This window comes from Variovorax sp. PAMC26660 (genome assembly GCF_014302995.1).
In the GTDB taxonomy this organism is placed as follows: Bacteria; Pseudomonadota; Gammaproteobacteria; order Burkholderiales; family Burkholderiaceae_C; genus Variovorax.
In genome coordinates, this window is sequence record NZ_CP060295.1 from 4,126,228 (window position 1) to 4,148,221 (window position 21,994).

The 21,994-nt window shown below is 64.8% G+C and carries 22 protein-coding genes and 1 riboswitch; of the genes, 10 read left to right on the forward strand and 12 right to left on the reverse strand.

Annotation, left to right across the window (positions count from 1 at the left end):
* Window positions 1-17: 17 nt before the first annotated feature.
* Complete coding sequence (locus H7F35_RS19455) at window positions 18-794, forward strand: SDR family oxidoreductase (protein ID WP_187108236.1); 777 nt, start codon at window positions 18-20, stop codon at window positions 792-794.
* A 52-nt stretch (window positions 795-846) separates the two neighbouring features.
* Entirely contained in the window at window positions 847-1,176 is a 330-nt protein-coding gene (locus tag H7F35_RS19460; protein WP_187108237.1) for an L-rhamnose mutarotase, read from the forward strand.
* Between the two features lie 48 nt (window positions 1,177-1,224).
* Here the strand turns inward: H7F35_RS19460 and H7F35_RS19465 are convergent, their stop codons facing one another.
* From H7F35_RS19465 to H7F35_RS19495, 7 genes are all read right to left on the reverse strand, one after another.
* Complete coding sequence (locus tag H7F35_RS19465) at window positions 1,225-2,091, reverse strand: hypothetical protein (RefSeq protein WP_187114516.1); 867 nt, start codon at window positions 2,089-2,091, stop codon at window positions 1,225-1,227.
* A gap of 176 nt (window positions 2,092-2,267) precedes the next feature.
* Entirely contained in the window at window positions 2,268-2,465 is a 198-nt protein-coding gene (locus H7F35_RS19470; protein ID WP_187108238.1) for a hypothetical protein, read from the reverse strand.
* Window positions 2,466-2,986: 521 nt separating this feature from the next.
* The gene (locus tag H7F35_RS19475) at window positions 2,987-3,292 is read right to left on the reverse strand and encodes a hypothetical protein (RefSeq protein WP_187108239.1); all 306 of its coding nucleotides are present in this window, start codon (window positions 3,290-3,292) and stop codon (window positions 2,987-2,989) included.
* A gap of 160 nt (window positions 3,293-3,452) precedes the next feature.
* On the reverse strand, window positions 3,453-4,790 hold the full coding sequence (locus tag H7F35_RS19480) for an MFS family transporter (protein ID WP_187108240.1): 1,338 nt from the start codon (window positions 4,788-4,790) through the stop codon (window positions 3,453-3,455).
* A gap of 131 nt (window positions 4,791-4,921) precedes the next feature.
* Window positions 4,922-6,079 (reverse strand): alpha-hydroxy acid oxidase, encoded by a 1,158-nt coding sequence (locus tag H7F35_RS19485; protein WP_187108241.1) that lies wholly within the window; start codon window positions 6,077-6,079, stop codon window positions 4,922-4,924.
* 131 nt (window positions 6,080-6,210) lie between these two features.
* Window positions 6,211-7,095: a LysR substrate-binding domain-containing protein gene (locus tag H7F35_RS19490; RefSeq protein ID WP_187108242.1), complete on the reverse strand. Its 885-nt coding sequence runs from the start codon at window positions 7,093-7,095 to the stop codon at window positions 6,211-6,213.
* 73 nt (window positions 7,096-7,168) lie between these two features.
* Complete coding sequence (locus tag H7F35_RS19495) at window positions 7,169-7,774, reverse strand: TetR/AcrR family transcriptional regulator (RefSeq protein ID WP_187108243.1); 606 nt, start codon at window positions 7,772-7,774, stop codon at window positions 7,169-7,171.
* An 86-nt stretch (window positions 7,775-7,860) separates the two neighbouring features.
* Here H7F35_RS19495 and H7F35_RS19500 point away from each other — a divergent pair, with 86 nt between their 5' ends.
* Window positions 7,861-8,283 (forward strand): DUF1348 family protein, encoded by a 423-nt coding sequence (locus tag H7F35_RS19500; protein WP_187108244.1) that lies wholly within the window; start codon window positions 7,861-7,863, stop codon window positions 8,281-8,283.
* A 98-nt stretch (window positions 8,284-8,381) separates the two neighbouring features.
* Window positions 8,382-8,825, forward strand: a complete 444-nt coding sequence (cynS, locus tag H7F35_RS19505) for a cyanase (protein ID WP_187108245.1) — start codon at window positions 8,382-8,384, stop codon at window positions 8,823-8,825.
* Between the two features lie 24 nt (window positions 8,826-8,849).
* Here the strand turns inward: cynS and H7F35_RS19510 are convergent, their stop codons facing one another.
* Together H7F35_RS19510 and H7F35_RS19515 are read right to left on the reverse strand one after the other, a co-directional pair.
* Window positions 8,850-9,602: an SDR family oxidoreductase gene (locus H7F35_RS19510; protein WP_187108246.1), complete on the reverse strand. Its 753-nt coding sequence runs from the start codon at window positions 9,600-9,602 to the stop codon at window positions 8,850-8,852.
* Between the two features lie 270 nt (window positions 9,603-9,872).
* Window positions 9,873-10,886: a helix-turn-helix transcriptional regulator gene (locus H7F35_RS19515; protein WP_187108247.1), complete on the reverse strand. Its 1,014-nt coding sequence runs from the start codon at window positions 10,884-10,886 to the stop codon at window positions 9,873-9,875.
* 162 nt (window positions 10,887-11,048) lie between these two features.
* Between H7F35_RS19515 and H7F35_RS19520 the strand changes: the two genes are divergently transcribed.
* Complete coding sequence (locus H7F35_RS19520) at window positions 11,049-12,098, forward strand: helix-turn-helix transcriptional regulator (protein ID WP_187108248.1); 1,050 nt, start codon at window positions 11,049-11,051, stop codon at window positions 12,096-12,098.
* A gap of 36 nt (window positions 12,099-12,134) precedes the next feature.
* Here the strand turns inward: H7F35_RS19520 and H7F35_RS19525 are convergent, their stop codons facing one another.
* The 3 genes from H7F35_RS19525 to H7F35_RS19535 form a co-directional block, all read right to left on the reverse strand.
* Window positions 12,135-12,455 carry a DUF1161 domain-containing protein gene (locus H7F35_RS19525; protein WP_187108249.1) on the reverse strand — a complete coding sequence of 107 codons (321 nt, stop codon included), beginning with the start codon at window positions 12,453-12,455 and terminating at the stop codon, window positions 12,135-12,137.
* 51 nt (window positions 12,456-12,506) lie between these two features.
* On the reverse strand, window positions 12,507-14,744 hold the full coding sequence (locus H7F35_RS19530) for an NADP-dependent isocitrate dehydrogenase (protein ID WP_187108250.1): 2,238 nt from the start codon (window positions 14,742-14,744) through the stop codon (window positions 12,507-12,509).
* A 135-nt stretch (window positions 14,745-14,879) separates the two neighbouring features.
* On the reverse strand, window positions 14,880-15,527 hold the full coding sequence (locus H7F35_RS19535) for an ATP-binding cassette domain-containing protein (protein ID WP_187108251.1): 648 nt from the start codon (window positions 15,525-15,527) through the stop codon (window positions 14,880-14,882).
* A gap of 48 nt (window positions 15,528-15,575) precedes the next feature.
* Between H7F35_RS19535 and H7F35_RS19540 the strand changes: the two genes are divergently transcribed.
* The 5 genes from H7F35_RS19540 to H7F35_RS19560 all read left to right on the forward strand — a co-directional run bounded on the left by H7F35_RS19540 (window position 15,576) and on the right by H7F35_RS19560 (window position 21,974).
* The gene (locus H7F35_RS19540; protein ID WP_187108252.1) at window positions 15,576-16,382 is read left to right on the forward strand and encodes a hypothetical protein; all 807 of its coding nucleotides are present in this window, start codon (window positions 15,576-15,578) and stop codon (window positions 16,380-16,382) included.
* 149 nt (window positions 16,383-16,531) lie between these two features.
* A riboswitch (glycine riboswitch) is annotated at window positions 16,532-16,656 on the forward strand.
* 192 nt (window positions 16,657-16,848) lie between these two features.
* Window positions 16,849-18,414: an ABC transporter substrate-binding protein gene (locus tag H7F35_RS19545; protein ID WP_187108253.1), complete on the forward strand. Its 1,566-nt coding sequence runs from the start codon at window positions 16,849-16,851 to the stop codon at window positions 18,412-18,414.
* Between the two features lie 24 nt (window positions 18,415-18,438).
* Window positions 18,439-19,380, forward strand: coding sequence for an ABC transporter permease (locus tag H7F35_RS19550; protein ID WP_187108254.1), 942 nt, complete (start codon window positions 18,439-18,441; stop codon window positions 19,378-19,380).
* A gap of 20 nt (window positions 19,381-19,400) precedes the next feature.
* Window positions 19,401-20,354, forward strand: a complete 954-nt coding sequence (locus H7F35_RS19555; RefSeq protein WP_187108255.1) for an ABC transporter permease — start codon at window positions 19,401-19,403, stop codon at window positions 20,352-20,354.
* 3 nt (window positions 20,355-20,357) lie between these two features.
* Complete coding sequence (locus H7F35_RS19560; protein ID WP_187108256.1) at window positions 20,358-21,974, forward strand: ABC transporter ATP-binding protein; 1,617 nt, start codon at window positions 20,358-20,360, stop codon at window positions 21,972-21,974.
* The last annotated feature ends 20 nt before the right edge of the window (window positions 21,975-21,994 follow it).

A 21,994-nucleotide genomic window follows, 5' to 3' on the forward strand; every position in this document is an offset into this window, starting at 1 on the left:
AAAGGCACAGCACAACCATGGACCTGCATCTGAAAGACAAGGTGGTGATCGTGACCGGTGGCGGCAGCGGCATCGGCGCGGCCATCTCGCTCACGCTGGCGCGCGAAGGGGCGGTGCCGGTGATCTGCGGCAAGAACCCGCTCGATGCGCCTTTTGAAGAAGAGCTGCGTGCACTGCAGCCGCGTGCGCTGTTCATCCAGTTCGAGCTGATGGAAGAGGCCGCTTGCGCCAAGGCCATTGAAAGCACCATCGCCGAGTTCGGCCGCATCGACGGGCTCGTCAACAACGCGGGCGTGAACGACAGCGTGGGCCTCGAAGCAGGGCGCGAGGCTTTCGTTGCATCGCTCGAACGCAACCTCGTGCATTGCTATGTGATGGCGCATTTCTGCCTGCCGCACCTGAAGGCCAGCAAAGGCGCCATCGTCAACATCTCGTCGAAGACGGCGGTGACGGGGCAGGGCAACACCAGCGGCTACACGGCGGCCAAGGGCGCGCAACTGTCGCTGACGCGCGAGTGGGCCGCATCGCTGCTGGAGGATGGCGTGCGCGTCAACGCGGTGATTCCGGCCGAGGTGATGACGCCGCTGTACCAGCGCTGGATTTCGGCTTTTGACGAACCCGACCGCAAGCTCGCGACCATCACCGACAAGATTCCGCTGGGACGACGGATGACGACGCCGCAGGAGATTGCGAACACTGTCGTGTTTCTGCTGTCCGAGCAGGCCTCGCATACGACGGGGCAGTGGGTGTTTGTGGATGGCGGGTATACGCATCTGGATCGGGCGTTGACCTGATCCTTTTCTCTCCCACTCATTCACTCTTCTCTCCGGAACGAACGAGCCGCCCATGCGCCACTGCCTTGCCCTCGACCTGAAAGACGACCCGAAGCTGATTGCTGAGTACGAGGCGTACCACCGCAGCATCTGGCCCGAAGTGCGCGCGCATCTGCATGTGCATGGGGTGACGGGTATGGAGATCTATCGGCTTGGCACGCGGATGGTGATGCTGATGGAGACAGACGACGCGCGGTATGACGCGCAGGCGATGGCGCTTGCGTCCCAGAGCGATTCGAAGATCGGCGAATGGGAAACGCTGATGTGGAAGTTTCAGGCGCCTACGCCCTGGACGCCTGAAGGGGAGAAGTGGGTGGCCATGGAGCGGATATTCGCGCTGTAACGAAAAACGGACCCCGAAGGGTCCGCTTGCTGGATACCGACTGCCCGTTTACTTGGGTGAGTAGGTCATCTTCGTCACGAGCTGCGACGATTTCGCATCGCTGCCCTTGAGCAGTTGGCCTCGATAGGGGCCTTCGGCAGCCAGCCACAACTCTTGGGTGGCGTCCTTCGAGATCACCGAGGCACCGATCGTTATCTTCAGCGAGAGCTTGCAGGTGTCGAACGTGCCCAGCGGCGTTTCCAGCTTCTCGCGGCCGTGGTAGGTCAGCTCGCCAGTGGCCGGGATGGAGAGCGAATCGCTTTGGCCATAGAAAGTGCGATTCTTGGTGATCGATAGTTTCTGGTTGACTACTTGACCGGGTTTCATGTCGATCGGAAAAGAGAACGGCGGCTCGAAGGCCTGGGAATCGGAATTGACCTGACTCTTGGGGAAGTCGGCGGGACGCGTGGCCGCAAGCTCTGGATCGATGGTGAGTTTGTAAGTCGTGGACTTACCGTAAAGCAGGATATTCCCACCGACAAAATCCCTGTACTCTTTTTTTACGGTGTTCTCCGTTACCTGCAGCATTTGGACCGTTTCAGATCCGACGTTGATGGCAATAGGATTGGCGCCGGCAAACATTTCTCGGCCCTCGGTCACGCTCTTTCTATGGGATGGCGCGGATACCGGGTCGGCTCCCAGCTTCGCCGCCTCGAGTTCGACCGTTGTTCCTTCGCGGAAATCGGCTTCGTTGAAACAAGGGGCCGAGTTGTCGGCCACTGGCGCCGATGGCGGCGGTGCCGGCGCTGGCGCAATTGGCAATACCGAGAATCCGCCGCCGCCTCCTCCCCCGCCGCATGCGGAAATCGCTACAGCTGCGGCTGCAATGGCAAGCAGCCGGACGCGCGGCATATTGTTGAGACCTGACTTTTTCAAAATTCCTCCCTTTTTTATGAGGCCGCAATTATTGGCGGCGATCTTCTTCTTGCTACGACAGGCGCCCGTGATTCATGTAGATCGGTTTCTCGTTGGTGTGGAACAAGTCACAAAAGCGGGCCGAGGCTTCCGAGGAGGTTTTTTATGTGCAATAAGCAGATAGCTCGCATGGGCGTTCATTGCGCACCGCTCTGACTTTCGGCTGCACGCAATGCCTGAATCGTTACCTCGGCTGTATTGATCCGCCGCTGCAATTCCTCATTGACCAACCGCACCAGTGCACTGAGTTCGGTGCGCGTCGGGCAGACCTCTTCCGTGTCGTTCACGTGCTGCGGGGCGATGAGTTTTTCGAGACACGCATATGCACGCTGCACGACGTGAAGGCCGTCGATGTCATCGCATGCCTGTAGCGCGAGAGATTCGGCGCTGGTGGTCTCAGAAGACTCGAAGGGCTGCGCACGGACGCGCGAGCGGCTTTGGTCTGGATGACCTCCAAGGGTTTCGGTTTGCTGAAACCGCGGCACCCAACGCCAATTGAGGGCGGCAGCTCGACGGGTTGGCGTACCGGGAAACCACTTGCGTGAAGCCGGCCGGGCTCGCGCCCGCCCATCGAGTCGCCAAAAAACTGGAGGCACGAACGACAAAGCCGCAGACCCTGCGGGGTGGCTTCGGCTTGCGTCGCAGTGATTTCAACGGGACGCTAATCCCGATCACGCTCTGGCGTGACCGGCGCCGTATAGCCATGCAGATACCTGCGGTTCAAGCAGGCATTCCCACTGCCTTCAATGATCGTGATGCAAGTAACTCGCCTGTCTCGGCAGCCGCAATCTCACCAGGAACGCAATCACCATCATTTTTGATGCGCTGCAAATGGCGATCATCTTCGCGTTGTAAGTCAAAGCCCGTAGATCAAAACTGTGACCCAGAAAGCGCCCCAGAGCGCGGCGATTCCAAGCAGGAGCGCTACCGTCAGATAGATGGCGAGATAGGCGAAGCGGACTGCGAGGTTGGCGGTGCTCGGCACACAACGCCAATAGATCAGCCCCAACCAAAGAACGAGCGTACCTGCAATGATCGAAACCGAAAGGCCGGAGGTCGTCAGGATCCGGTTTCGCTCCAGGCTGGTGAAGAGCAAATTGAGAACCGGAATGAACACCGCCCATGCCAGCAGGTTCAACACCAGACGCAAGCGAACGCTCATCGAATGGCCTCGCCCTTGAAGAAGTAGCCGGGCGCCGAGCGCGGCTCGGTGGCGAGGTTCTGAACTGTCATGTGGACTCTCCCTGTCGGGCCGTTGTGGCCTCTTTGAAATCATAGGGAGAGTCGACCCGTTCGCTCTGGCCGGGCCGTGCCAGAAATCTTCAATGATCGTGATGCAAGTAACTCGCCTGCCTCGGCAGCCGCAAGCTCACCAGAAATGCAATCACCATCATCCCGCTCACATACCAGAAGAACACCGACTCATGCCCCAGTGACTTGAGCCCCAGCGCCACGTACTCCGCCGAGCCGCCGAAGATCGCATTGGCGACCGCATAGGCCAGCCCCACGCCCAGCGCGCGCACTTCGGGCGGGAACATCTCCGCCTTCACGATCCCGCTGATCGAGGTGTAGAAGCTCACGATGGCCAGCGCGACGATGATGAGCACGAAGGCCATCACCGGACTCGTCGTGTATTGCAGCGCGGTCAGGATCGGCACGGTCGCCAACGTGCCCAGGCCACCGAACAGCAGCATGTTGTTGCGCCGCCCGATGCGGTCCGACAGCGCGCCGAAGATCGGCTGCATGCACATGTAGACGAACAGCGCGCCGGTCATCACGTAGCTCGCGGTCTTGATCGGCAGGTGCACCGTGTTCACCAGGTACTTCTGCATGTAGGTGGTGAAGGTGTAGAAGATCAGCGAGCCGCCGGCCGTGTAGCCCAGCACCGTCAGGAAGGCGGGCGTGTGGTGCTTGAACAGCGCGGCCATGCTGCCGGCTTCCTTGTTGGCCTTGGCTTCGGCGCTTTGCGTTTCATGCAGGGTGCGGCGCAGCAGCAGCGCGACCACGGCGGCGATGGCGCCGATCACGAAGGGAATGCGCCAGCCCCAGGCCTTGAGTTCGGCCTCGGTGAGCAACTGTTCGAGCGCCACGATGACGAGCACCGCGAGCAGTTGCCCGCCGATCAAGGTGACGTACTGGAACGACGAGAAGAAGCCGCGTTGGCCCCTCAGCGCCACCTCGCTCATGTAGGTGGCGGTGGTGCCGTATTCGCCACCGACCGACAGGCCCTGGAAGAGCCGGCAGACCAGCAGCAAAAAGGGCGCCCACGCGCCAATCTGTGCGTAGGTCGGCAGGCAGGCGATGACCAGCGAGCCGCCGCACATCATGGTGACGGAGATCAGCATCGAGGTCTTGCGCCCGAGCCGGTCGGCCACGCGGCCGAAGAGCCAGCCGCCGATGGGCCGCATGAGGAAGCCGGCCGCGAACACGCCGGCGGTGTTGAGCAGCTGTGCGGTGGGGTCGGACTTGGGAAAGAACGCCGGCGCAAAGTACAGCGCCGAGAAGGCATACACGTAGAAGTCGAACCACTCGACTAGGTTGCCTGAAGAGGCCGCCATGATCGCAAAGACACGGTGGCGCTTTTCTTCGGCCGTGTAGTGCGGTGGGGACGAAGAAGCGGAAGCCGTCTGGCCTCCATGGGTAGGCGTGACTGCGCTCATGGTGCCTTTGCCGCCGTGCAGGCGATGTTGTTGTTGCCAAAACATTCTGCGCCTGCACGTGGCCGCGCCGTGTCAGCCGGCGCCGCATCAGCCTACCCCTGAAGGGGCCTTGTCCGCTTGCCCTTGCGGGCTTAGAAGGTGCCCGGCAGCAGGATGCTCGAATCGACGTCGTCGATGTTCGTGCGGCCACAGAAGGCCATCGTGATGTCGAGTTCCTTGTGGATGAGCTGCAGCGCGCGCGTCACGCCCTCTTGCCCGTGGGCGCCCAGGCCGTACAGAAAGCTGCGGCCGATCATGGTGCCGCGTGCGCCCAGTGCGCGGGCTTTGAGCACGTCCTGGCCGCTGCGGATGCCGCCGTCCATCCACACTTCGATCTCGCTGCCGACGGCTTCGGCGATGGCGGGCAGCGCGGCAATGGAAGAGGGCGCGCCGTCGAGCTGGCGGCCACCGTGGTTGGACACGATGAGTGCATCGGCACCGCTGGACGCGGCCAGGCGCGCGTCTTCCACGTCCATCACGCCCTTGAGGATGAGCTTGCCGCCCCAGAGCTTCTTGATCCACTCCACGTCGGCCCAGCTCAGGGCCGGGTCGAACTGCTCTGCCGTCCACGACGACAGCGACGACAGATCTTTCACGCCCTTGGCATGGCCCGCGATGTTGCCGAAGGTGCGGCGCTTGGTGCCCAGCATGCCCATGCACCAGCGCGGCTTGGTTGCCAGGTTGATCAGGTTCTTCAGCGTGGGCTTGGGCGGCGCGGTCAGGCCGTTCTTGATGTCCTTGTGGCGCTGGCCAAGAATCTGCAGGTCGAGCGTGAGCTGCAGGGCCGTCACGTTGGCGGCTTTGGCGCGTTCGATCAGGCGCTCGATGAAGTCGCGGTCCTTCATCACATAGAGCTGGAACCAGAAGGGGTGCCGGTCGGTGTTCTCGGCGATGTCTTCCAGCGAGCAGATGCTCATGGTCGAGAGCGTGAACGGAATGCCGAAGGCCTTGGCCGCGCGGGCGCCCAGGATCTCGCCATCGGCGTGCTGCATGCCGGTCAGGCCCGTGGGCGCGATGGCCACGGGCATGAACACCTCCTGGCCGACCATGGTGGTGCGGGTGGAGCGGCCTTCCATGTTCACGGCCACGCGCTGGCGCAGCTTGATCTTCTGAAAGTCGCTCTCGTTGGCGCGGTAGGTGCTCTCGGTCCAGGCGCCGGAGTCGGCGTAGTCGTAGAACATCTTCGGCACACGCCGCTTGGCGATCACCCGCAGGTCTTCGATGCTGGTGATCTTGGAAAGGTCGGACACTGGGAGTCTCCTTGGTTGTCTTTGTGGGTTGGCGCTGGGCAACCGGTCATTATCCGCAGGGGCCCCGGGGCATCATCTGAAAAGACCTGCGCCCGCATCTGAAAAAAATTCAGGCCCGGTGCGTGCCCGGCTCAGTCGCGCAGGGCCTGACGCAGCCACTCGACAAAAGTGGCGCACTCCCAGCGCTCCATCGCGCCTGGCCGCCAGCAAAGAAAGTAGGCATTGGGCGAGGGCACGCTGCGCGGCGAAAGCCGCACAAGGCGCCCGCTCTCCAGCCAGGCGCTGCCCAGCCGCAGGTGCATCAGCACCACGCCGAAGTCTTCGGCCGCCGCATCGAGCGCCAGCCCGAGGTCGTTGAACTGGTGGCCGGTGGCGGGCTCCGGCAGGCCCACGCCGCAGGCCTTGAACCAGGTGCGCCATGACTCCAGCGGCGTGCGCAGCAACTGCGCGCGCGAGACCTCGGCGTCGGTGGCAAAGCCGTCGAAGGGGCCGTGGCGTTGCAGGTAGGCGGGGCTGCAGACCGGCGAGACCTCGTCGGCCAGCAACTGGAAAGACTCGCGGTCGTGAAATGGCCCGGTGCCGAAGCGCAGTTCGATGTCGGCCTCTTCGACCGTCGTGTTGCGCACCGGCGCGGTCACCTGCAGCATCAGCTCGATGTTCGGGTAGGCGTCGCGAAAGCGGGCCAGCCGGGGCAGCAGCATCTGGCGCGAGAAGGTGGGCGTGACGGCCACGCGCAGTCGCCGCACCTGCGATTCGGGTTCGCGGCCGGGCACTTGCTGCAATGCCGCAATGGCTTCCCGCACGCGGGCCAGGTAGGCCATGCCGTCGGTGCTCAGGCTGAAATCGCTGCCCGTGAAGAACTTGAGCGCCAGTTGCGATTCGAGCTGGCGGATGCGGTGGCTGACTGCGCTGGGCGTCACGTTCAGCTCTTCGGCTGCCAGGTTCACGCTGCGCAGCCGAGCGACCGCCTCGAAGGCCTGCAGGCCCTGGGTCGAGGGGAGACGCGGAGAAACCATCTGTTGTGGATGAAGGTAGCGGGGGTCGATGGTATCTAACGCTTCCGGTTGCTTGTGGCGGAACCCGGGTCGTTCACGTGGGCGGGCGTGAAGCGCCGACGCTGGCGCCCAGCGCCTGAAGCAGCCGGCGCAGGTCGTCGACAGCTTCGCGCGCCAGTGCTGCATCGCCCATCTGCGCTTTGACGATGGCGCCGTCGACACCGAGTGCTGCCGCCTGTGCCAGCGCCATGCGCGCGGGTGCCGCGGCGGGCAGCAGGCCCGTGATGACTTCGACCATCTCGTGCTTGTGCTCGCGTGCGCGTTGCGCGGCACCTTCCACGCTGGCACCGATCTCGGCCGTCGAGTTGATGAACGCGCAGCCGCGAAACGCCGGATCGGCGAACCACTCGGCCATCACGTCGGCCAGCAGCGGCAAGGCGCCTTTGTCGTCACTGCGCTCATGCGCGCCGCGACGGCCCAGCGCATCGACGAACCACGCCATCCACAGGCCATGCCGATGGTCGAGAAAGGCACGCACCAGGTCGTCCTTCGACGGGAAGTGCCGGTAGAAGGTGACCTTGGTGACGCCCGATGCGGCGATCACGCGGTCGATGCCGGTGGCGCGGATGCCGTCGGCATAGAAGAGGTCGTGCGCGGTGAGCAGGATGCGCTCGCGTGCGGGCAATGCGGAGATGTCCATGCGGCGATTGTAGGCATGTAGACAGGTCTGTCTACTCATGGCACATTGCGGGCCTTCGCCACTTCATCCTTTGCAGAAAGACCGCCATGGAATCCCGCCCGCCGCTGCCGCCCTTCAACCTTGAATCCGCCACGAAGAAAGTCCAGGCCGCCGAAGATGCATGGAACACGCGCGACCCGGTGCGCGTGAGCCTAGCCTACACGTCCGATACCGAATGGCGCAATCGCGCGGACTTCGTCAATGGCCGCGAACAGGTGGTGGAGTTCCTCACGCGCAAGTGGGAGCGCGAGCACGACTACCGGCTGAAGAAACAGTTGTGGGCCTTCATGGGCAACCGCATCGCGGTGCGCTTCGAGTACGAATGGCACGACGCGGCGGGGCAGTGGTTTCGCAGCCATGGCAACGAGAACTGGGAGTTTGCGGAGAACGGGCTGATGCAAAAGCGCTTTGCGAGCATCAATGACCAGCCTGTTGCGGAGGCGGATCGCAAGTTCCATTGGGAACGCTGACCCGGTCTTGCTCCTTCCCCCAGAGGGGGAGGGGGCAAGACAACAGGCATGTCTGTTGCTTGGCTTGTCGCACCCATTCATCTCAAGGAGCCCGCCGCATGAACCGCAACGACGTCACCGAAAAAATCATCACCGTGAAGGTGTCCAAGGGCATCCAGTGGGCCGACGTGGCAAAGAAAGTCGGACTCTCGAAAGAGTGGACGACCGCCGCATGCCTGGGCCAGATGACGCTCGACGACAAGCAGGCCAAGGTCGTCGGCAAGATCTTCGGCCTCACGCCGGAAGAGCAGAAGTGGCTGCAGGTCGTGCCCTACAAGGGCTCGCTGCCCACGCCGGTGCCGACCGATCCGCTCATCTACCGCTGGTACGAGGTGGTGAGCGTGTACGGCACCACCATCAAGGAACTGATCCACGAGGAATTCGGCGACGGCATCATGAGCGCCATCGACTTCAGCATGGACATCCAGCGCCAGCCCGACCCGAAGGGCGATCGCGTCAACGTGGTGCTGTCGGGCAAGTTCCTGCCCTACAGGAGCTACTGACGCAGTCGCGAGGCCGGGGAGCGATCACCACGCGTGCGCGGTCGGCCGTGGCCTTGCGGCCGGGCGTCGCGTCATTCCCGCAATGCCGTACCCCTCGATCGCGCCGGCGATCGAACGTGCCACAGCATCGGCAGGCTCAGCAAGGCGCCGCCGCGTGCGCATGCGCTCGACGGTGTAGCTGGCCGCGATGTGCTCGGCCAGCGGGTCGCCTGCTGCGGCCACGTCGGGGCTCACCACCGTGACGTGCAGGCGCCCTTCGTGCTCTTGCCGCAGCCCTTCGGAGATCGCATTCACCGCGTACTGCGTGCCGTGGTACACGGCCGAGTCCGCCGACAGGCCCTGCACGGCGATCGGCGCCACATTGACGATGTGGCCCCAGCCCTGTTCCTGCATCGCCGGCAGCACGGCCGCGATGCCGAGCAGCACGCCGCGCAGGTTCACGTCGATCATGAGTTCCCACTCTTCGATCTTGCGGTTCCACAGCGGCGACAGCGGCATCACGCCCGCGGCGTTGACCAGCACGTCGATGTGGTCGTGCGTCTCGAGTGCGAACTCGGCGAAGGCTTCCATGTCGGGGCGATGCGTCACGTCGAGACGCTGAAAGCTCGCCGTGCCGCCCGTGGCATTGATTTCGGCCGCGAGTGCTTCGAGCCGGTCGGTGCGCCGCGCACCGAGCACCACGCTGGCGCCGCGCCGCGCCAGCAGCCGCGCGGTGGCTTCGCCGATGCCGCTGCTCGCACCGGTAATGAGGACGACTTTTTCCTGGATTGCGCTCATACAAAACTCCTCGTGCGGGTCGGTGAACCATGGCGCAAGGGACGCGCCGGGCATGCAGAGAAGTCTCGCGCCGATGGGGTTTGGGGCGGTATCCGGATTGAACAAGGTTCTTGCCTGATCCTGCGAATACGCGGAATCGATGGTCACGGGGCTGTCGTACTTTCGCGGTAGAGCGGCCAGCACGCCACTGTCCGGTTTCTGTCGGGTTCTTGCCTGTTTCTCGAAATCAACGAAACCTTCCGCTGCGTCCGCGAGCTTCGGTCCGAGCGCTCAAGCAGCCTTCCCCGACGAAGCCCTGAAGTCCCGCGGCGACAAGTCATAGGCCCGGCGAAACGCCCGCGTGAAATCCGAGGGGCTCTTGAACCCGACGCCATATGCCACGTCGGTCACCATCAGATGCGGATACCGGATCAGGTCGTCGGCCGCATGCCGCAGCCTCAGGTGGCGGATGTACGCGCCCAGGCCGCCTTCGTGCTGGAACATGCGGTACAGCGTCGGGCGTGGCATTCGCAGCGCCGTCAGCACGCTCTCGGGCGACAGGTCGGCCCGGTGCAGGTTCGCCTGAACGTAGCGCCGCACCTGGCCGAACATGGCGGCACGCGCCGCCGCGCGTGCATTGCCGCTCAGTTGGGCCTGCTTGCCGAAGCCCGCGATCAGCAGTTGCGCGCCCGCGCGCACGGCGGCATGCGCCGCCGGAGCGCTCAGTGTGGCGATGTCCTGGCCGAGTGCGGCGATGTGCGCCATGGCCAACCGGGCGATCGGCGTGTCGCCTTGCATCGTGCGGCCGTGAATGGCTTCGGGGTCCGGGAAGATTTCTTCCACCAGCGTGCCCGGCACGAAGAAGGTGAGCACGTGGCACGCGTTGCGACGCATGCGTACCGGCTGGCCCATGTCGAGCGCCAGGATCTTCGCCGCGGAAGATGCGTCATGGCGTGTCGCTGAGTGGCGCACGGTGACGCCTTCGACATCGCCTTCGAGGAACAAGTGGAAAGCGTAGTCGCGCACCGTGTCGGTCGAGATGCGGGCGAGCGAACGTTCGAGCACCATCGCGTCGGACCGGCAGTCGGTGAAGACGATGTCGCCGACGCTGTAGCGATCGATGGCCGCCCGGAATGGCATTTCGGTTTCGCGCGAGGAGGGCAGCACATCGATCACGTGGCCCACGCGATCCCGCCAGGCCAGCAGTTGCCGCCGCGGCGGTTCTGCCTGCACGCTGAAGTGGCTGTGGGGCAGGCCGTTCTGGAGCGTGGAACGGACGCCGGGCTCGAGGTCGCGCAAGCTCATCGAGGGTGTGTGGAGGCTGGCTGAGAGGTCGTTGGAAGAAGAAAATACGAAAAAAGTGCCAAAAATCCCGGATTCCGAGCAGATTCTTGCAAGAACTGAGACGCACGGTCAAGCCTGCTGAGGGCCGGCGAGCAACCTCATGGGTGACGTGACCGCAGAGCCATGCATGCGGCACCGCTCCATCGGCGGCACCCCCATACCCTTCTTGAGCGAGCGCCGACACCCATGTTCAGAGGAAAAATCAAGCAAGGCGCCGCCAACGTGAAAGGCGGCAGTGCTGGCGCGGCGCGCCGATCGGCAATAGGCGCCGGACCCGTGCGCTGGTTGACCCGGAGCGTTCCGGGGCAAGGCAAGATTTTTCGCAGGAGCCTGGGCGTCAAGCGCTGGGGCGCGCAGGCGCGCATCGCGGCGATCAGGAAGCGATCGCGCCTGGTGGAGCAGATGTGCGGCCTCGCGTGGAAGCAGCCCGAGACAGAAGGCAGGGACGGGGCGGCCCGTTCCATCAACTCGAAGATGCCGCTCCTTCCCGCGCTGCTGAAGCCCGAAGCCTTTCGCCAGAACAACACCATCGCGGCCCGCGCCGATCGCTTCAGGGCGGCACGCACGACAGGGCCGCAGTACTGGATCGCACTTCCTCAACCAACCGATGCGGCAACCGAGGCTCCTGTGCGGATCGAAGGCGCCATTGCATGGCCCGCAGCGCCTGTGGCCAGGGTTTTCTTGCAGCCCGAAGAGCCCATGGAGTGGACCGTGGCCGACGACCATGACCTGCTCGCGGACTCAGCAGCGGCCGCGGGCGCCGTCGGCTCGCTCTTCACCGAGGCGAACGAGGGCGACCTCGCTTTCCTGATGCGCCTGATCGCGCAGGGCGAAACCGCGATGGCGTCCCGGCTCGCGCGGCGCATCCTGGGGTCGAAGATCGCGCCCGAGAAGCCGGCGCCAGTGCCCGTCAAGGCGACGCGCACGCGCAAGGCCTTGTCCTCCGGTCCGGACCGCTCACGGCGATTGCTGTCGCCGCGAGAGATCAAGGTGCTGCGGATGATTTCGCAGGGCCTGAGCAACCGGCAGATCGCCGAGACGAGCCATCGATCGCTCCACACGGTCGATACCCAGGTGAAGAACATCTTCCGCAAGCTGGCCGTCAAGTCGCGCGCCCAGGCCGTTCGCGAGGGCATGCAGAAGGGGCTTCTCGAGCCGGAGACTTGCGGCTGACCCGCAAGGCAGCGCGGGAGGAAGCGATGCCCGCTGCTACTTCCTGCAGTCGCCGCCGACGGACACCGTGCCGTCCTTGCACTCGGTGAGCATCGGCGCGACGGTCGGGCGCGCAGCGGACGGGCCGGGTCCGACATCGCGCTCGTACATCACCTTCTTGCTGCCCAGTTCGCAACTGCCCACGGTCTGGCCATTTGCCGATGCGTTGGCATCGACGACGGTCACGGTGAAGCGCGTCACGCCGGCCGCGGCGATGCTCGACTCGATCCGGGCGCGCAGGTCTTCGCAGTTTTCGGCGCTGTGGGCCGCGCCGGCGAGGGCCGCCAGCGCAACGGCAATCAACAACCCATGTTTCATGGTGGTCTGCCTTTCAAACAAAAGGGGCTGCCTGCGCAGCCCCTTCTTGCATCAACCCTGTGCCGAAGCCAGCGTCGCGTTGAGCGTTGCGCTCGGGCGCATCACCGCCTCGAACTTCTTCGGGTCGGCCAGGTAGTAGCCGCCGATGTCCACCGGCTTGCCCTGCACGGCCGCGAGTTCGTCGACGATCTTCTTCTCGTTGGCTGCGAGCGACTCGGCCAGCTTCTTGAACTTGGACTGCAGCGCCGTGTCATCGGTCTGCGCGGCCAGTTCCTGGGCCCAGTACATGGCCAGGTAGAACTGGCTGCCGCGGTTGTCCAACTGACCGGTCTTGGGCGAGGGGTTCTTGTTGTTGTCCAGCAGCTTGCCGGTGGCGGTGTCCAGCGTCTTGGCCAGGATCTTGGCTTGTGCGTTGCCGGTCTTCAGGCCCAGGTCTTCCAGGCTCACGGCCAGCGCGAGGAACTCGCCCAGCGAATCCCAGCGCAGGTGGTTTTCTTCCACCAGTTGCTGCACGTGCTTGGGGGCCGAGCCGCCCGCGCCGGTTTCGTACAGGCCGCCGCCGGCCATCAGGGGCACGATCGACAGCATCTTGGCCGAGGTGCCCAGTTCCATGATCGGGAACAGGTCGGTCAGGTAGTCGCGCAGGATGTTGCCGGTGGCGCTGATGGTGTCCAGGCCGCGCACGACGCGTTCCAGCGTGTAGCGCATGGCGCGCACCTGGCTCATGATCTGGATGTCCAGGCCCGAGGTGTTGTGCTCGTGCAGGTACATCTTGACCTTGGTGATCAGCTGCGCCTCGTGCGGGCGGTAGGCGTCGAGCCAGAACACCACCGGCATGCCGGAGTTGCGCGCGCGGTTGACGGCCAGCTTCACCCAGTCGCGGATCGCGGCGTCCTTGACCTGGCACATGCGCCAGATGTCACCCTGTTCCACGTCCTCGCTCATCAGCACTTCGCCGGTGTCCAGGTCGGTGATGTTGGCGACGCCGTCTTCCGGAATCTCGAAGGTCTTGTCGTGCGAGCCGTATTCCTCTGCCTTCTGGGCCATGAGGCCGACGTTGGGCACGGTGCCCATGGTCTTGGGGTCGAAGGCGCCGTGCCACTTGCAGAAGTTGATGATCTCCTGGTAGATGCGGGCGAAGGTCGATTCGGGCATCACGGCCTTGACGTCCTTCAGGCGGCCGTCGGCGCCCCACATCTTGCCGCCGTTGCGGATCATCGCGGGCATGGAGGCGTCCACGATCACGTCGTTGGGCGAATGGAAGTTGGTGATGCCCTTGGCCGAGTCGACCATGGCCAGTTCGGGGCGGTGCTCGTGGCAGGCGTGCAGGTCGCGCTTGATCTCGTCCTGCGTGCTCTGGGGCAGCGTGGCGATCTTGTTGTACAGATCGACCATGCCGTTGTTGACGTTGATGCCCAGCTCGTCGAACAGCTTGCCGTGCTTTTCGAAGGCTTCCTTGTAGAAGATCTTCACGCAGTGGCCGAACACGATGGGGTGCGAGACCTTCATCATGGTGGCCTTGACGTGCAGCGAGAACATGACGCCGGTCTTGTGCGCGTCCTCGATCTCCTTTTCATAGAAGTCCAGCAGCGCCTTCTTGCTCATGAACATGGAGTCGATGACCTCGCGGTCCAGCAGCGCGACCTTGGACTTGAGCACGACGGTCTTGCCGCTCTTGGTCAGCAGTTCCATCTTGACGTTGCGCGCGCGGTCCAGGGTCATGGACTTTTCGCCGTGATAGAAGTCGCCGCCGTGCATGTGCGAGACGTGCGAGCGCGAGGCCTGGCTCCAGTCGGCCATGCTGTGCGGGTTCTTGCGCGCGTATTCCTTCACCGCGTTGGGCGCGCGGCGGTCGGAGTTGCCCTCGCGCAGCACCGGGTTCACCGCGCTGCCGGTGCACTTGTTGTAGCGCACGCGGATGTCCTTGGCCTCGTCCGTGGTCGGGTTCTCGGGGTAGTCGGGGATCTTGTAGCCCTTGTCCTGCAGCTCCTTGATCGCGGACTTGAGCTGTGACACCGAGGCGCTGATGTTGGGCAGCTTGATGATGTTGGCCTCGGGCTTGAGCGTGAGCTTGCCCAGCTCGGAGAGGTTATCGGGCACTTTCTGGTCGTCGCTCAGGAATTCGGGGAACTCGCCGAGGACGCGGGCCGCGACGGAGATGTCGCTGGTGACGACGTCGATACCGGCCGGGTGGGTGAAGGCGCGGATGATGGGCAAAAACGCGTAGGTCGCCAGCAGGGGCGCCTCGTCGGTCAGGGTGTAGACGATGGTGGGTTGCTTCGAGCTCATGCGCTTGCTTCCGTAATGCTGTGTTGTCGGGTGGCAGGGAGTTCAGGCGGGATCTGACCGCCAGAACCGCCGATTGTCGCCGGGCGCGCCGGTGAGATGCCATTTCACGGCCGGATCACCCCGCGGCGGCCTGTGTCAATGCAGCGGCAAGTCGATGCAAGCCGCGAGCGGGACCGTGTCGACGCGCGCGGCGCTGGCGACCAGCACAGCCTGCGAGGCTTGCCCCGAAAAGCCGGCGAGCGTGGCCCACAGGCAGCGGATCGACGCGGCATCGAGCCCGGCCGTGGGCTCGTCCAGCAGGAGCAGCGGGCGTCCCGACGCCAGCCCGGCCGCCATCCAGACCTTGCGCTTCGAACCCGTCGAAAGCATGTACATCTTCTTGTCGAGGTGCGGGCTCAGGGCGAAGCCTTCGACCAGGGCCTGCCACTTTTCTTCGCTGAAATGCGGGTTGCCCTTGTTCAGGGTGGCCGCGCATTCGCGGGGAGTGACTTCGTTGAACCGGTCCGTCGTGGGATCGACGAAGAACACGTTCTGGCGATAGGCCTCGGGTGCGCTGTCCAGTCGCGCGCCGGCCGCGGTCAACCGGCCGGTGGCGGGCAGCAGGCCGGCGATCACCTGGAGCAGCGCGGACTTGCCGGTGCCGGTGTCGCCGTACAGCAGCGTGACACCCGGGCCGATGGAGGCGTTCCAGTCGGCGGCGAGTGCGGGTTGACCCGGATATGCGAAGCCGAGGTCCTGGATCTGGAGAAGGGGGCGGGGGAGGGGAGAGTCGGTCGTGTTCACGCGGCGGTTTTAACTCATAGGGCGATGACGGCTGGCTACCATTCGCGCATGAAAAAACTCCTCACCGTCGGCGCCGGCAGCTTGCTCCTCGCCCTGGGGCTCGCGGGCCCCGCCATGGCCGCGCCTTCGGCGCAGGTCTTCGTTGCGGTCAAGGCGCCGGAGTCCGTCGATGCCGAGTGGCGTGCCCACCTGTGCGCCTTGCTGCCCCAGCCCTGCGACGCCCAGGCGCTGACGCTGCACCGGCCGCGCGGTGGCGCGCCCGGCGACTACGTGGTCATTTCAGAGAAGCCGCTGGCCATGGCGCGCCTGAAGCGCAATGCCGCCACCGCCGCCTGGCAGCTCGATCGCCTGCACGACTTCTCGAACTACGTGGCCTCGCTGCAGCAGGACCGCAAGAGCGACGACCCCGAGGTGTATCTCAGCCTCGCGCCGGCGCTCTATCCACTGGCCGAAGGCCGCTGGGCCGCGGCCGTGACGCAGCGCCAGTCCGAAAGCTACTCGGGTGGTGGCGCGTCTTTCGTCACGGCCGACTTCGTGCCGCTGGACACGCCGCCGGGTCAGCCGGCCAAGGCCGCGCACGAAGGTGTTCCTTACTGGTGTTCGCGATCGATCCGCGCCTGCTTCAGCGAGAAGGACTACAAGACCTCGCAGCACTGCCACGACGAAAGCCGCGGCAGCCTGCGCATTGCCTACGACGAGCCCGCCAAGGCAGGCGAGCCCTATGCGTGGCGCTACACATGGCTGCAAAGCGACTGGCCCGCGAACACCGGTCCCAGCGCCAACAAGCGCACCACCGTCAGCTTCACCGACGACTCGACCGAAGGGCTCGACTTCTGCGGCGGCGGCATGCAGTAGTTTTTTCGGCGTGCCATCAGGCCTGAGCGGCCCGAGTGGCACACAAACTGCTTAGAGAAATCGATCCAGGAGAAATGCCGGCTCGATGCTTCGAGTTAGTGCATTACCGAAGGCGATAGCCCAGAACGCTCAGGTCCCAAGACTGGATTTTTTCTAACGCTGGAGAGCGTTGCCCGGCGCCGTTCAAGGTGCCGAGGGCAGCCGCCGAAGGGGCAAGCCATGTGCGATGTGCGCGCATGGTGAATCTCTCAGGCCAAAGGACAGCAGGGGCACGCCGCGCCAACGCGCGGGGTGTCCTTGTTCGCTTCCGGAGCCTGTGTCCATGACTTTCATCCGAGCGCCTCGCGCATCCCTGCCATCGGCTTTGCCGCGGCGGCGGCCCGCGCGTGGCCGAAGCCTTTTCACGTTCACACCTTCCCCATTCCTTCCACCGGAGAACTGAAGCATGCTGTCGAAAAAAAACCTGATGACAACCCTCCTCGCGGGCGCGCTGTTTGCCGCCGCTTCGGCGAGCAGCTTCGCGCAGGATGCGGGCAAGGTGCTGCGCCTCGTGCCGCAGTCCGACCTGAAGATCCTCGACCCGATCTGGACCACCGCCTTCGTCACGCGCAACCACGGCTACATGGTCTACGACACGCTCTTCGGCGTGGACGAGCGGGGCAAGGTGCTGCCGCAGATGGTCGACAAGTACACGACCAGCGCCGACGGCAAGACCTGGAACTTCACGCTGCGCAAGGGCCTGGCCTTCCATGACGGCAAGCCTGTCACCTCCGACGACGTGCTCGCCTCGCTCAAGCGATGGGGCCAGCGCGACGGCCTGGGCCAGAAGATGTTCGCCGCCATGGACAAGACCGAGGCGGTCGATGCCAACAGCTTCAGGTTCGTCTTCAAGGAGCCCTTCGGCATGGTGCTCGACGCGCTGAGCAAGCCTTCGTCGAACCCGCCCTTCATCATGCCGGCGCGCGTGGCCGCCACCCCGGCCGACAAGCAGATAGACGACGCCACCGGCTCCGGCCCCTACATCTTCAAGAAGGACGAATACCGCCCCGGCGAAAAGATCGTCTACCTGAAGAACACCAAGTACGTGCCGCGCGCCGAGGCGCCCTCCGGCACGGCCGGCGGCAAGAACGTGTACGTCGACCGCATGGAATGGATCGTCCTGAAGGACGCGCAGACGCAGGCCAATGCGCTGGCCAACGGCGAGGTCGACATGATCGAGTGGGTGCCGTCGGAGCAGTACACCGCACTCAAGAACAACCCCGCCATCACGCTCGACAGCCCCGTGTCGAAGGGCTCGTTCGCGCTGCACCTGAACCACCTGATCCCGCCCTTCGACAACCCCAAGATCGCGCAGGCCGCCTTCATGGCCATCAACCAAGAGGCGCTGATGCGCGCCCAGCTCGTGCACAAGGAGCTGTACAACAGTTGCGCTTCCATCTACCCCTGCGGCTCGGCCTTCGCGTCCGACAAGACCGGCTACTTCACCGGCAAGCCGCAGTTCGAGAAAGCCAAGGCGCTGCTCAAGGAAGCAGGCTATGACGGCAAGCCCGTGGTGCTGATGTACCCGGCCGACTTCGCGGTGCTCAACAAGTTTCCGCCGGTGATGGCGCAACTGCTCAAGCAGGCCGGCTTCAACGTCGACATGCAGTCGATGGACTGGCCCACGCTGGTCACGCGCCGCGCCAAGAAGGACCCGGTCGACAAGGGCGGCTGGAACCTCTTCATCACCGGCTGGGGCATTGCCGACAACATGAACCCGATGTTCTTCGCGCCGCTCACGGGCAATGGCGAAAAGGGCTGGTTCGGCTGGGCCACCGACGACAAGCTGGAGCAGCTCAAGTCCGACTTCCTTGCCAGCACTGACGAACCCAAGCGCAAGGAGTTGGCCACCGCCATCCAGCAGCGCGTGTACGACACCGGCATCTACGCGCCCATCGGCGAATACAAGCCGCTCACGGCCTACCGCAAGGGCGTGGTGAGCGGCGTGGTGCGCTCGCCGGTGGCCGTGTTCTGGAACCTGAAGAAGAACTGACGCGGCCGGACCCGGGAGTCACCCATGCTGCTCTTTCTTGCACGCCGCATTCTCTCGACCGTGCCGGTGCTCGTCATCGTCGCGCTCATCGTGTTCCTGATGCTGCGGCTCGCGCCCGGCGACCCGGCCGCCGCCATCGTGGGCGACAGCGGCACCAGCGAGAACATCGCCCGCGTGCGCGAGCAACTGGGGCTCAACCAGTCGCTGCCCGTGCAGTTCTTCCACTGGAGTGCGCAACTGCTGCAGGGCAACCTGGGCGAGTCGTACTTCATGAAGAAGACGGTGGTGGAACTGATCGGCCAGCGCATCGAGGCCACGGTGTCCCTCGCCGCCGTGACGCTGGTGGCCACCATCCTCATCGCGGTGCCGCTCGGTGTGATCGCAGCGTGGCGCCACGGCGGCTGGCTCGACCGCATGCTGATGGGCTTCTCGGTCATGGGCTTTTCAATACCTGCGTTCGTGATCGGCTACGTGCTCATCTGGATCTTCGCGCTGCACCTGCAGTGGCTGCCGGTGCAGGGCTATCAGCGACTGAGCCAGGGGCCCTGGCTGTGGATCAAGCACCTGATCCTGCCGTCGATCACGCTGTCGATCATCTACGTGGCGCTGATCGCGCGTGTCACGCGCGCGGCCGTGGCCGAGGCGATGACCGAGGACTACATCCGCACTGCGCGTGCCAAGGGCATCTCCGAGACGCGGCTGCTGATGCGCCACGCGCTCGCCAACGCGGCCATTCCCATCGTCACGGTCATCGGCATCGGTATTGCGCTGCTGATCGGCGGCGTGGTGGTCACCGAGACGGTGTTCGCCATTCCGGGGCTCGGGCAGCTCACGGTCGACGCGGTGCTGTCGCGCGACTTCCCGTTGATCCAGGGCATCACGCTGTTCTTTTCCGTCATCTATGTGCTCATCAATCTGCTGATCGATGTGAGCTACCTGGTGTTCGACCCCCGCATCCGGTACTGAACGAAGTGAACGGAAACACCATGACCGATTCGACCCTTCCCCTTCCCCTTGCCACAGTGCCAGACATCGCCATCGAAGCGCTGGCACCGCCGCAACGGCGCTCGCTGCTCAAGCGCATCCTGGCCGACTGGTCGGTGCGCGCGGGCGGCAGCGTGTTGCTGCTGCTCGTGCTGATGTCGCTGGCCGCGCCGTGGCTCGGCACCATCGACCCGACCGCCATCGACCCCGGCAGCGGCAACCTCATGCCCGGCACGCGCGGCGAGTTCAACAGCCTGGCCGGCGACACCTTCGAGCACCTGTTCGTGATGGGCACCGACAGCCTCGGGCGCGACATCTGGAGCCGCACGCTGTACGGTGCGCGCGTGTCGCTCACGGTAGGCATTGCCGTGGCCGCGCTCGCCATGGTGTTCGGCATGCTCGTGGGCCTGCTGGGCGGTTACTTTCGCCGCATCGACGGCGTGATCATGCGGCTGATGGACGGCGTCATGGCCATCCCCGGCATCCTGTTCGCGATCAGCCTCGTGGCGCTGTTCGGCGGCACGCTGCTCACCGTGGTGGTGGCCATCGCGGTGCCCGAGATTCCGCGCGTGGCGCGGCTGGTGCGCTCGGTGGTGCTCACGGTGCGCGAAGAGCCGTATGTCGAGGCGGCGATTGCGCTCGACACGCCGACCTGGAAGATCCTCGTGCGGCACATCCTGCCGAATGCGATTGCGCCGCTGATCATTCAGGCGACTTATGTGTGCGCCTCGGCGATCTTGGTGGAAGCCATCCTGTCCTTCCTCGGCGTAGGCCTGCCGGCGGACATGGCGACCTGGGGAAACATCATGGCGGAGGGCCGCGCGCAGTTCAACCAGTACCCGCACAACGTCCTGTTTCCGGGCATCTTCCTGGCGCTCACGGTGCTGGCGGTGAACATCCTGGGCGACGGGCTGCGCGACACGCTCGATCCCAAGTTCAACAAGCGCGGAGGCTGAGCCATGGCACAAGCCCCCGTACTTTCCGTTCGCGACCTTGCCATCGCATTGCCGCGCGGCGGCGACCGGCCGCATGCGGTCGACAAGGTTTCCTTCGATGTGCCGCCGGGCAAGATCGTCTGCCTGCTCGGCGAATCGGGCTCGGGCAAGTCGGTCATTGCCAATGCGGTGATGGGCCTGCTGCCCGCAGGGCTCGTGCCGGTGCGCGGCACTATCGAACTGCAGGGCGAGAACCTGCTCGCCGCGCCGACATCGCGCCTGCGCCAGTTGCGCGGCCCGTCGATGGCCATGGTGTTCCAGGAGCCGATGACCGCGCTCAACCCCGTCATGACCTGCGGCGCGCAGATCGACGAGATGCTGGCGCAGCACGTGCGCATGGGCAAGGCCGACCGGCGGCAGAAGATCCTCGCGATCATGGCGCGCGTGCGGCTGCCGGAGCCCGAGCGCATCTTCGCGTCATACCCGCACCAGCTCTCGGGCGGGCAACGCCAGCGCATCGTGATCGCGATGGCGCTGATCCTCAAGCCCGCGCTGCTGATCTGCGACGAGCCGACCACCGCGCTCGACGTGACGACGCAGGCGGAGATCCTCAAGCTCATCCTCGAGCTGCAGACCGAGAACGGCACGGCCGTGCTCTTCATCACGCACGACTTCGGCGTGGTGGCCGAGATTGCCGACGAGGTGGTGGTGCTGCAGCTCGGCGCCATGATCGAGAAGGGCGACAAGATGGCGGTGCTCACGGCGCCGCGCGAGCCCTACACGAAGATGCTGCTCGATGCGGTGCCCGAACTGTCCGCGCACAAGCGCCCTCCGGTGGCGGACGCCTACCCGCTGCTCAACGCTGTGAACATCTGCAAGACCTACGTCACGGGCAGTTGGCCCGGCAAGCGGCGCACGGTGAAGGCGGCGCGCGATGTGTCGCTCGCGGTGCGGCCGGGCGAAACCGTGGGCATCGTGGGTGAGTCGGGTTCGGGCAAGTCGACGGTGGCGCGCTGCATCGCGCGGCTGATCGACCCGACCTCGGGCGACATCTTTGCCGATGGCCGGTCGGTGGCGCACGCCAAGGGGCGCGCGCTGTCGCCGTTTCGGCGCACGGTGCAGGTGATCTTCCAGGACCCGTACCGCTCGCTCAATCCAAGGCAGACCGTGGGCGCGTCCATCGTCGAAGGGCCGGTCAACTTCGGCATGCCGCACGACAAAGCCTGGGCGCGCGCCGAAGAGCTGATGCGGCTGGTGCGGCTGTCGTCCGATGCGCTGCACCGCTACCCGAGCGAGTTCTCGGGCGGGCAGCGCCAGCGCATCTCGATCGCGCGCGCACTGGCCTGCGACCCGCAGGTGCTGATCGCCGACGAGGCGGTGTCGGCGCTCGACGTGTCGGTGCAGGCGCAGATCCTGCGGCTGCTCGACGAGATCCAGCAGCGGCTGAAGATCGGCATTCTCTTCATCACCCATGACCTGCGCGTGGCCAGTCAGATCTGCGACAGCGTGATCGTCATGAGCCAGGGTGAAATCGTGGAGCGTGGCGAAGTGCGCGACGTGTTCTTCGCGCCGCAACACGAATACACGCGCAAACTGCTGGCTGCTGCGCCCGGCCGCGACTTCGCCTTTGCACGCAGTTGAAATTTCTTCGTTCCCACGTC